We start from the raw sequence: 10,419 nt of genomic DNA on the forward strand, positions 1-10,419 counted from the left end.
GCGGTGAAGTACACCGCCGGGCGCGCCTTTGCCGGGTCCGTGGCGCGGGGGCGCTACGTCGCCTTGGTCCAGGTCCGCTCCCGGGCCAGCGCCGCCGCGTCCCGCTTGAAGGCCCACTCCATCTTGGGCTCCATCGCGAAACGGAACATCCGCTGTACGGGAGGCGTGCACAGGAGGGTCACCACGCTCGCGGCGACCACCGACACGAAGATCTCGCCGGCCGGCTGGTGCAGCCAGTCGTAGGTGTCGAACCAGCCCCAGAAACGGGAGCCCTTGGCGAGGAAGCCGTGCAGCAGGTAGCCGTACAGCGTGCCGGCGCCGAGGACCGTGAACCACATCGTGCGGCGCGGCACCCACGCGAAGAAGCACGCGGTGAGGACCACGGAGCAGCCGAAGAGCGCCAGCGTCATCACGATGCCGACCCACCACGGGACGCCCAACTCCTGGGCGCTGTCCCGGCGGTAGAACCACACGGAGGTCATCCGGGGCGCGGCCCAGTACGCGAGGAGGAGCGCGCTCGCGAAGACCGGCACCGACAGGATCCGCACCTCACGGCGGCGCACCAGCTGGAAGTACTCGGGCTTCATGAAGAGACCGAGCACGAAGAACGGCATGAACTGCAGGACGCGCTGCAGGTCGAGGTCGTCGCCGATGTCGGGTGAGATCACGGCGAGCATGGCGATGGCCAGGGCGAGCGGCACCGGCCAGCGCACGATCTTCCACAGCGGCACGGTGAGCCGCCACACGAAGAGCGCCACCAGGAACCAGGTGAGGTACCAGGGGTCGAGCAGACTGATCGGGTGGCCCGGGTCGTCGTCCGCCCAGCGCTTGAAGAGGGAGTACGCGACCTCGAAGATGACGTACGGCACGGCGACGCCGGTGACCAGCCGCTTGAGGCGGTCGGCCCGCATGTCGAAGCTGCGCGAGAAGTAGCCGGAGATCAGGATGAACGCGGGCATGTGGAAGGTGTAGACGGTCATGTACAGCGCCTCGGCGGCGCGGCTGTGATCCGTCAGGGGTTCCCATGCGTGAGCCATCGCCACGAGGACGATCGCCAGGTACTTGGCGTTGTCGAAGAACGCGTCGCGCTGCTTGGCGGGCTTCGATCCGCTCTGGGTGGTGCTCTGGCCGCTCGGGGTGGGGGGAGCCGCGGCGGCCTGCGGGGTCGGATGATGGGCGCGAGGAGCCGGGACTCCGTCCACCGGTACCTGGGCCGGGGGGAGCGGCGCCCGGTGGCGTCCGTGCGGGTGCACCGAGTTGGTCACAGGCCCTCCCACCAAGAGCTCGGTGAGACGACCCGGGACCGCACTGCGCCTGCGGGGGTGGTGGCAGCGTGGAACATCTGAGGCACCCTAGTGCCGCGGCGTCGATTTCGTAAAACCCCGTTGCTTTCGTCATCTCCGTCTCTGTCAATCGCGGAGGCGAATCCCGCTTAATGGGTACCGGGCACCCGGGAATCGGCCGAGTTGGCAGCGAGATGCGGCTGCGTTCTGTCCGTTACGTCGCAACTCATCCGGTTTAAATGGTGCATAACGCCCGCGGGGGACTCTGGTGAAATGTCCGATTGCCGGGGGAGTTCGGTGAAGTTACGCCCCTGGGGTGTGCCTCTGGCGACAATTCGAATTTCCTGCGAACGTCCTGTGTGGTGCCGGCAACGGTCACGTTGAATTCCCGATGCCCGCAGGTCCTCGAATTGCTGTGCGGCGGTGCGCCGTTGAGGCGCCCGCGGGGCGACGCCGCGCACCGTGATCCGGGAAGCCTTGGCCGACGATGTGTCACCGGCCGCATACAGGGGGCCGGTTGGTGGCACGATGGTCCCTGGCGGGGGTGTGCGGGGCCGTACCCCCCGGGCCGGGAGAGCGACCGACCTAGGGTGTGATCAGTGTGGCCATTTCGCTGTCAGTCGTGCTGCTGTTGGCGATCATCCTTGTGGTGCTGATCCGCGGGGGGTCGCTCAAGACGGGTCCCGCGATCGCCGCGGTGCTCTTCGGCTTCTTCCTCGCCTCGACCGGCATGGCGCCTTCCATAAACCGCTTCCTGAACCAGCTGGCGGAGACCATCAACTCGATCAGTTTCTGAGGCCTTTCGGGAAGACGCGCGCGCGGAGGCGGCCGACGCCGGTTCCGCCCCGGTCCGCGTCCCGGGACGGCCCGGTTCGCGCCCCGGGGCATCCCGGCACCGGCAGAGCCTTTTTCAGGACGCTTCCTGCAGCCCCCGCAACGAGGCCACCAGCCGGTCCACCTCCTCCGACGTGTTGTAGAGCGACAGCGAGGCACGGGCCGCCGACTCCAGGCCGTAGTGCGCGAGGGCGGGCTGCGCGCAGTGATGGCCCGCGCGGACGGCGATGCCGTCGCGGTCGAGCCAGTCGGCGACCGTGGCCGGGTCCTGGCCCGCGAGCGTGAAGGTCAGCACCGCGATGCGGTCGGGCGCCGCGCCCAGCAGGGAGAGCCCCGGCACGGTGGCCATGGCCTGGTGCGCGTACGCCATGAGCGCGTTCTCGTACCGCGCGACGGCGTCCCGGTCGAAGCCGGTCAGCCAGTTCAGCGCCGCAAGGAGGCCGACCACCCCGGAGATGTGCCCGGTGCCCGCCTCCAGGAGGTGCGGCGCGGCAGCGAACGCCGTCCGGTCGAAGGAGACGGACTCGATCATGTTGCCGCCGCCCTGCCACGGCTTCAGGGCCGCCATGACCTCCGGCTTCGCGTACAGGGCGCCGATGCCCGTGGGCGCGAACAGCTTGTGCCCGGAGAAGGCGTAGAAGTCCGCGCCCAGGTCCTGCACGTCGACCGGCAGATGCGCGACAGCCTGGGCACCGTCCACGAGCACCCTGGCGTCGTAGCGGTGGGCGAGCGCGGTCATCTCCTTGACCGGCGGTACGGTCCCGAGCACGTTCGACGCGTGGCTGATCGCGACCAGCCGGGTCCGGTAGGACAGCAGATCGGCGAAGGCCGCCTGGTCGATCTGCCCGTCGGCGTCCAGCGGTACGGGGACCACCCTGGCCCGCGTCTCCTTGGCGATCAGCTGCCAGGGGACGATGTCGGAGTGGTGCTCCAGGACGGGTACGAGGATGTCGTCGCCGGGGCCGAGGTTGGCCCGCCCCCAGGTCTGGGCGACCAGGTTGATCGCCTCGGTGGTGCCGCGCGTGAACGCGACGGTCTCCGGCGACTCGGCCCCCAGGAACGAGGCCACGGCGGCCCGCCCGCCCTCGTACAGCTCCGTCGCCTCGCGGGCCATGGTGTGGGCGCCGCGGTGGATGTTGGAGTTGGCGGTGCTGTAGTACGCCGTGAGGGCCTCGATGACCTGGCGCGGCTTCTGGGTGGTGGCGGCGTTGTCGAGCCAGACCAGCGGGTGGCCGTTGACCGTGCGGTGCAGGATCGGGAAGTCCTGGCGCACCGCCTCGGCGGAGAAGTCGCCGGGTGCGGTGGCGGGCTGCACGACCTGGGGAGCGGCGGCGGGCTCGGCGACCGGAGGGGTAGCGGTCGGCGGCGCGGCCGCGGGCGGGGCCACCGGGCTCAAAAGATTACGAATAGTCATGGTACGTGCCCACCTCGACGTTCTGGAGGACGGCGATGGCGTCCTCCACAAGCACCGCCGTGTTGAAGTACGCCGTCATCAGGTGGGACGTGATGCCCTTGTTGTCGACTCCCATGTTCCGCATGGACAGACCGGGCTCGACCTCGTCGGGGACCTCGGCAGGCCGCAGCCCGACCACGCCCTGCTCGGCCTCGCCCGTCCGCATCAGGAGGATCTCCGTGGTGCCCGCGTGGGCGCCCGCGCCGTTGCTGAACCGCACCTTGTCGGACGGCAGCAGCGGCACCCCGCGCCAGGTCAGCAGCGGACTGCCGAACCGGCTGTCCGTCACCGGGGGCACACCCCGCCGCGTACATTCCCGCCCGAACGCGGCTATCGCCTTGGGGTGCGCGAGGAAGTAGCCGGGCTGCTTCCACACCTTCGCGAGAAGCTCGTCCAGGTCGTCGGGGGTGGGCGCCCCGGTACGGGCCTGCACGCGCTGCCCGGCGGAGACGCTGTTGAAGAGGCCGAACTCCGGGTGGTTCAGGAGCGAGGCCTCCTGCCGCTCCCGCAGCGCCGCGATGGTCAGGTTGGCCTGTGCCCGGGTCTGGTCGATGGGGCCGTTGTAGAGGTCGGCGACGCGGGTGTGCACGCGCAGCACGGTCTGGGCGAGCGTCATGTGGTACTCGCGGGGCGCGTCCTCGTAGTCGACGAAGGTCCCGGGCAGGTCGGGCTCGCCCACGTGCCCCGAGGCCAGATCCACCGGCACCTCGCCGCCCGGCAGCGATCCGTCGTCGGCGACGTAGGCCTCCATCGCCGTACGCGTCCCCTCGTCGCGCTCGGCGACGGCGGTGAGGGCCGAGCGGTCGGCGCAGAGCGCGGTGCCGCGGGTGAGGGCCTGCACGCGGTACGGCAGCGGCTCCTCGGCCGTCCACGCGGCGAGGTCGAAGAACTGCCCGTCGCCGACCACGTCGAGCAGCGCGTCCTCGCCGTACCGCCCGGTGACCCGCTTCTCGGCCCGCCCCTGCACGATGACCCACAGCCGGTCGGCGGGGTCCCCTTCCTGGGCGAGCACCTGACCCGGCTCGAAGGTCACCTCCGTGAAGGCGTCGGCGAGCTCGGCGACGGTGGCGTCGTCCGCCTCGCGCAGGTACGGCACCTCGCGTAAGTCGCCGGGCACCACGCGGGCGGTGCCGTCCTCGTCGTACGTGGAGATGCGGTCGTCGCCGAGCACGTAGGTGCGGCGGCGGTTGACGCGGTAGACGCCGGAGTCCACGTCGACCCAGGGCAGCGCCCGCAGCAGGTACCGGGGCGTGATGCCCCGCATCTGCGGGACGGTCTTGGTCGCGGTCGCGAGCTGCCGTGCGGCATCCGGTCCGAGGGACAGGCGATCGGTCATCGGATTCTCCTGCGGGTAGGGGGAAAGTCGGACCGATCGTCCGGGGGTGATCCCCGGGCCACAAGGGGTGCATTTGTCATGGTTGGGGCCGACGGGCCGGAAACGGGCGGTCGGCGCGGAGGCCCGGCCCGCTGAGCGGCGCGGCCGTCGTCACGGACCCGGACGCGGGCTCTCGGAAAGGCGCATATCCGGCGCGATACGTCCCTGAGGGCGGGCTTGGCGCCCCTCAAAGAAGCCGTTATGGGGCGGGGCGCGAAGACCTCTCACGGACCCGCGCCCTCCGGTGCTCCGTGCCGGTCCCGCGGGCGTCCGGAACGCAGAAAACCCCAGACCGCATCCGGCCTGGGGTTTCTCGCGAGAGCGGGCGACGGGAATCGAACCCGCGTAGCTAGTTTGGAAGACTAGGGCTCTACCATTGAGCTACGCCCGCACAGTTCGCGCCAGCGACGGGGAAGCCGCGGCACGCACAGCATCGTAGCGGGTCGTGGGCCTTTGCCGCACGCCCCCCTCGCCGCCCCCGTTTAACCGGGGGCCGCACTGCCTGCGGGCATGTACCCTACGTGTCGCACCGACGGGGTGTGGCGCAGCTTGGTAGCGCGTCCGCTTTGGGAGCGGAAGGCCGTGGGTTCAAATCCCGCCACCCCGACCAGCGAGATATCCCTCGCAAGATCACATTGTGGCTCGGCTCCCGCTTGCCGTTACTATGCAAGCTGTGTGCCCGTGTGTCTCTGAGCCGGGCTCAATCCCAAGAAGTCAGCCCCAAGGAGACCGAACCGTGAAGAGCGCCGTGGAGACCCTGAACCCGACCCGGGTTCGGCTCACTGTTGAGGTGCCCTTCGAGGAGCTCAAGGACAGCCTCGACGCGGCCTACAAGAAGATCAACCAGCAGGTCACGGTGAAGGGCTTCCGCAAGGGCAAGATCCCGGCCCGCGTCATCGACCAGCGTTTCGGCCGCGGTGCCGTCCTCGAAGAGGCCGTCAACGACGCGCTCCCGAAGTTCTACACCGAGGCCGTGAACGAGGCCGAGCTCAACGTCCTGGGCCAGCCCGAGGTGGACATCACCGAGCTGAAGGACAACGAGACCCTCAACTTCACCGCTGAGGTCGACATCCGTCCCGCGATCGAGATCCCGGACTACTCCGGCATCGAGGTCGAGGTCGACGCGGTCGAGGTCAGCGACGAGGACGTCGACAAGGCCGTCGAGGAGCTGCGCGAGCGCTTCGCCTCCACGTCCCCCGTCGGGCGTGCCGCCGAGGACGGCGACGTCGTGACGATCGACCTCGAGGCGAAGGTCGACGGCGAGGTCCTGGAGGACGGCGTCGCGTCCGGCGTCTCCTACACGATCGGCTCCGGCGAGCTCCTCGAGGGCATCGACGACGCCGTGAAGGGCCTGGAGGCCGGTGGCGAGGCCACCTTCACCTCCGAGCTCAAGGGCGGCTCCGCCGCGGGCAAGGAGTCCGAGGTCACCGTCAAGGTCACCCAGGTCGCCGCCCGTGAACTGCCGTCCCTGGACGACGACTTCGCGCAGCTCGCGTCGGAGTTCGACACCCTCGACGAGCTGAAGGCCGACAGCCGCAAGCGCCTCGAGAACATGAAGCAGTACGACCAGGCGACGCAGGCCCAGGAGCGCGTCCTGGAGAAGCTGCTCGAGCTGGTCGAGGTCCCCGTCCCCGAGAAGCTCCTCGCGGACGAGATCCAGACCCGCAAGCACAACCTGGTGAACCACCAGCTCGGCCAGATGGGCCTCGACCTCGCGAAGTACCTGGAGATCCAGGGCAAGACCGAGGAAGAGTTCGACGCCGAGACCAAGGAGCAGGCCGAGAAGGGCATCAAGACGCAGTTCGTCCTCGACGAGCTCGTCAACAAGGAGAAGCTGAACGTGAACCAGGAGGAGCTCACCGAGCACCTCATGCGTCGCGCGCAGTCCTCCGGCATGTCCCCCGACCAGTTCGCCCAGGCCGTCGTCGAAGGCGGCCAGGTCCCGATGCTGGTCGGCGAGGTCGCCCGCGGCAAGGCCCTCGCGGTCGTCGTCGAGGCGTCCACGGTCAAGGACACGAACGGCGAGGTCGTCGACCTCGACGACGAGGACGAGACGGCTGCCGCCGAGGGTGAGCAGACCGAGGCGACCTCCGACGCCTCCGAGGAGAAGACCGAGGCCTGAGCCTCGCTCTGACGCTCGAACTCCGGGCCCCCAGGACTTCTCGGTCCCGGGGGCCCGGTGTCTTTGGGGGCGCGGGGAACTGCGCGATCAGCCCCCACGGGGCCGCAGGCGCGTCTGCCGCGGCGAGACCCATGGCGGGTGCGGCTTGTGGAGGTTGCTCGCGCAGTTCCCCGCGCCCCTTACGGGGCACGACCGGCACTGGTCAAGGCGCCCCCGCCAGAACCTGCGCTCACAGCGAACAGTTGGTTCTCCGGGATTCCCGGAGGGACCCCGCGCGTTAGGGTCCATGAATACGAGGGCAGGGGAGTCCCCGAAGCCGCCCCGGAGCGGCGAGCACGCGGGGTCCCAGGTCCCAAGAAGACGTGAGACGGCCCGGCGCCGTCGTAAGACGAGCAGGTGGATACGTGACGAATCTGATGCCCTCCGCCGCCGGCGACCCCTCCATCGGTGGTGGCCTCGGCGACCAGGTCTACAACCGGCTGCTCGGCGAGCGGATCATTTTCCTCGGCCAGGCCGTGGACGACGACATTGCCAACAAGATCACCGCACAGCTGCTGCTCCTTGCCGCGGAGCCGGACAAGGACATCTTCCTCTACATCAACAGCCCCGGCGGCTCGATCACGGCCGGCATGGCGATCTACGACACCATGCAGTACATCAAGAACGACGTGGTGACGATCGCGATGGGCATGGCGGCCTCCATGGGCCAGTTCCTGCTCAGCGCCGGCACGCCCGGCAAGCGCTTCGCCCTGCCGAACGCCGAGATCCTGATCCACCAGCCCTCCGCAGGTCTCGCGGGCTCCGCGTCGGACATCAAGATCCACGCCGAGCGGCTGCTTCTCACCAAGAAGAAGATGGCCGAGCTCACGGCGCACCACACCGGTCAGTCCGTCGAGCAGGTCACGCGCGACTCGGACCGCGACCGCTGGTTCGACCCGCAGGAGGCCAAGGAGTACGGCCTCATCGACGACATCATGTCCAGCGCCGCCGGTATGCCGGGCGGGGGCGGCACCGGAGCCTGAGCCCCGTGCTCAGCGCCCCGAAGCCAGCACCCAAGCCCCTCCCTTCTCAGGAGAAACCAGAGATGAACAACTTCCCCGGCAGCGGCCTCTTCGGGCACGCGCAGGCCGAGAGCGGCCAGGCCGAGTTCACCGGCGCCAGCGCCGAGTCCCGTTACGTGATCCCGCGCTTCGTCGAGCGCACCTCGCAGGGCGTGCGTGAGTACGACCCGTACGCGAAGCTCTTCGAGGAGCGCGTGATCTTCCTCGGCGTGCAGATCGACGACGCGTCCGCCAACGACGTCATGGCGCAGCTCCTGTGCCTGGAGTCGATGGACCCCGACCGCGACATCTCGATCTACATCAACAGCCCGGGCGGCTCGTTCACGGCCCTCACGGCCATCTACGACACGATGCAGTTCGTGAAGCCCGACGTGCAGACCGTCTGCATGGGCCAGGCCGCCTCCGCCGCCGCCGTGCTCCTCGCGGCCGGTACGCCGGGCAAGCGGATGGCCCTGCCGAACGCGCGCGTGCTGATCCACCAGCCCTACAGCGAGACCGGCCGCGGCCAGGTCTCCGACCTGGAGATCGCCGCCAACGAAATCCTCCGGATGCGTGCGCAGCTGGAGGAGATGCTGGCCAAGCACTCCACGACGCCGATCGAGAAGATCCGCGACGACATCGAGCGCGACAAGATCCTCACGGCCGAGGACGCGCTCGCCTACGGCTTGGTCGACCAGATCATCTCCACCCGGAAGATGAACAATTCCGCGGTTGCCTGACGCAGAGCTGTAGCATCTGCCGCTCCTTGGCATGGTTCGCGTACGACTCGCGTCGAAGTGAACCGTGCCAAGGGGGGCCCGAACGGGGGGCCCGGCAGGGTACCGTCGGATATGAGGCACCAGGAGCCGCTGAACGTGGCGTCTCCCAGGCGAAGGGGAAGCACCTCGTGGCACGCATCGGTGACGGCGGCGATCTGCTCAAGTGCTCGTTCTGCGGAAAGAGTCAGAAGCAGGTCAAGAAGCTCATCGCAGGCCCCGGTGTGTACATCTGCGATGAGTGCATCGACCTCTGTAATGAGATCATCGAGGAAGAGCTCGCGGAGACGAGCGAGGTGCGCTGGGAGGAACTGCCCAAGCCTCGCGAGATCTACGAATTCCTTGAGGGCTATGTCGTGGGCCAGGAGCCCGCGAAGAAGGCCCTCTCGGTAGCGGTGTACAACCACTACAAGCGGGTCCAGGCCGGAGAGAACGGCGGCGCACAGGGCCGTGACGACGCGATCGAACTCGCGAAGTCCAACATCCTGCTGCTCGGCCCGACGGGATCCGGCAAGACGCTCCTCGCGCAGACGCTCGCGCGCATGCTGAACGTCCCGTTCGCCATCGCGGACGCGACGGCTCTGACGGAGGCGGGCTATGTCGGCGAGGACGTCGAGAACATCCTGCTCAAGCTGATCCAGGCGGCTGACTACGACGTCAAGAAGGCCGAGACCGGGATCATCTACATCGACGAGATCGACAAGGTGGCTCGCAAGAGCGAGAACCCCTCGATCACCCGCGATGTCAGCGGCGAGGGTGTTCAGCAGGCTCTGCTGAAGATCCTGGAGGGCACCACGGCCTCCGTTCCGCCGCAGGGCGGCCGCAAGCACCCGCACCAGGAATTCATCCAGATCGACACGACGAACGTGCTCTTCATCGTGGGCGGAGCCTTCTCCGGTCTCGAGAAGATCATCGAGTCGCGGGCGGGCGCGAAGGGCATCGGCTTCGGCGCCACCATCCGCTCCAAGCGCGAGATGGAGGAGAAGGACCAGTTCGAGGACATCATGCCGGAGGACCTGGTGAAGTTCGGGATGATCCCCGAGTTCATCGGCCGCCTCCCCGTGATCACCTCGGTCCACAACCTCGACCGCGAGGCCCTGCTGCAGATCCTCGTCGAGCCGCGCAACGCGCTCGTGAAGCAGTACCAGCGCCTGTTCGAACTCGACGGCGTGGAGCTGGACTTCGAGCGTGAGTCCCTCGAGGCCATCGCGGACCAGGCGATCCTGCGGCAGACCGGCGCCCGGGGGCTCCGCGCCATCATGGAAGAGGTCCTGCAGTCGGTGATGTACGAGGTGCCGTCCCGCAAGGACGTGGCCCGCGTCGTCATCACGGCGGACGTCGTCCGCTCGAACGTGAACCCGACGCTGGTGCCGCGCGACGCGCGCGGTCCGGGCGCCGGTGAGCAGAAGTCCGCGTAGCCGCAGGCCGGTTGCGCGGTACGACGGAGGGGGGGGGCCCCCCCGGGGGGCGGGGGGGCCCCCCCCGCGGGCGCACCGCCCAGGGGGGAGGGGAGGGCCGAAAACCAGCGGACAATGA

At 68.9% G+C, this 10,419-nt stretch carries 8 protein-coding genes and 2 tRNA genes; 6 read left to right on the top strand and 4 right to left on the bottom strand.

Annotated elements, in window-relative coordinates:
• Positions 1-53 precede the first annotated feature (53 nt).
• A complete protein-coding gene (locus tag ACFVYL_RS10365; RefSeq protein ID WP_389714376.1) occupies positions 54-1,265 on the bottom strand; it encodes an acyltransferase family protein in 1,212 nt (403 codons plus the stop codon).
• A gap of 619 nt (positions 1,266-1,884) precedes the next feature.
• Here ACFVYL_RS10365 and ACFVYL_RS10370 point away from each other — a divergent pair.
• Positions 1,885-2,079: a hypothetical protein gene (locus tag ACFVYL_RS10370; protein WP_389714377.1), complete on the top strand. Its 195-nt coding sequence runs from the start codon at positions 1,885-1,887 to the stop codon at positions 2,077-2,079.
• Between the two features lie 114 nt (positions 2,080-2,193).
• On the opposite strand, the gene ACFVYL_RS10375 is transcribed toward ACFVYL_RS10370, so the two are convergent.
• The 3 genes from ACFVYL_RS10375 to ACFVYL_RS10385 form a co-directional block, all read right to left on the bottom strand.
• Positions 2,194-3,531: a SufS family cysteine desulfurase gene (locus ACFVYL_RS10375; protein WP_389714378.1), complete on the bottom strand. Its 1,338-nt coding sequence runs from the start codon at positions 3,529-3,531 to the stop codon at positions 2,194-2,196.
• On the bottom strand, positions 3,518-4,906 hold the full coding sequence (locus ACFVYL_RS10380; RefSeq protein WP_389714380.1) for a family 2B encapsulin nanocompartment shell protein: 1,389 nt from the start codon (positions 4,904-4,906) through the stop codon (positions 3,518-3,520). Before ACFVYL_RS10380 ends, ACFVYL_RS10375 begins: the two co-directional genes overlap by 14 nt.
• Positions 4,907-5,265: 359 nt before the next feature.
• A tRNA-Gly gene (locus ACFVYL_RS10385) sits at positions 5,266-5,336 on the bottom strand.
• Between the two features lie 142 nt (positions 5,337-5,478).
• Here ACFVYL_RS10385 and ACFVYL_RS10390 point away from each other — a divergent pair.
• The 5 genes from ACFVYL_RS10390 to clpX all read left to right on the top strand — a co-directional run bounded on the left by ACFVYL_RS10390 (position 5,479) and on the right by clpX (position 10,301).
• Positions 5,479-5,555: transfer RNA gene (locus ACFVYL_RS10390), tRNA-Pro, on the top strand.
• Positions 5,556-5,681: 126 nt separating this feature from the next.
• Positions 5,682-7,067 (top strand): trigger factor, encoded by a 1,386-nt coding sequence (gene tig / locus ACFVYL_RS10395; protein WP_389714381.1) that lies wholly within the window; start codon positions 5,682-5,684, stop codon positions 7,065-7,067.
• A gap of 416 nt (positions 7,068-7,483) precedes the next feature.
• Positions 7,484-8,089 (top strand): ATP-dependent Clp protease proteolytic subunit, encoded by a 606-nt coding sequence (locus tag ACFVYL_RS10400; protein ID WP_389714693.1) that lies wholly within the window; start codon positions 7,484-7,486, stop codon positions 8,087-8,089.
• A 62-nt stretch (positions 8,090-8,151) separates the two neighbouring features.
• Complete coding sequence (locus ACFVYL_RS10405; RefSeq protein WP_389714382.1) at positions 8,152-8,847, top strand: ATP-dependent Clp protease proteolytic subunit; 696 nt, start codon at positions 8,152-8,154, stop codon at positions 8,845-8,847.
• A gap of 167 nt (positions 8,848-9,014) precedes the next feature.
• Complete coding sequence (gene clpX / locus ACFVYL_RS10410) at positions 9,015-10,301, top strand: ATP-dependent Clp protease ATP-binding subunit ClpX (protein ID WP_389714384.1); 1,287 nt, start codon at positions 9,015-9,017, stop codon at positions 10,299-10,301.
• Positions 10,302-10,419 lie beyond the last annotated feature (118 nt).

It is taken from the genome of Streptomyces sp. NPDC058308, assembly GCF_042880275.1.
Lineage (GTDB): Bacteria > Actinomycetota > Actinomycetes > Streptomycetales > Streptomycetaceae > Streptomyces.

What these genes read in the sequence shown, in the direction of transcription:
- ACFVYL_RS10375 (WP_389714378.1), bottom strand. Translation starts at nt 3,531, where the DNA reads ATGACTATTCGTAATCTTTTGAGCCCGGTGGCCCCGCCCGCGGCCGCG.
- ACFVYL_RS10405 (WP_389714382.1), top strand. Translation starts at nt 8,152, where the DNA reads ATGAACAACTTCCCCGGCAGCGGCCTCTTCGGGCACGCGCAGGCCGAG.
- ACFVYL_RS10400 (WP_389714693.1), top strand. Translation starts at nt 7,484, where the DNA reads ATGCCCTCCGCCGCCGGCGACCCCTCCATCGGTGGTGGCCTCGGCGAC.
- ACFVYL_RS10380 (WP_389714380.1), bottom strand. Translation starts at nt 4,906, where the DNA reads ATGACCGATCGCCTGTCCCTCGGACCGGATGCCGCACGGCAGCTCGCG.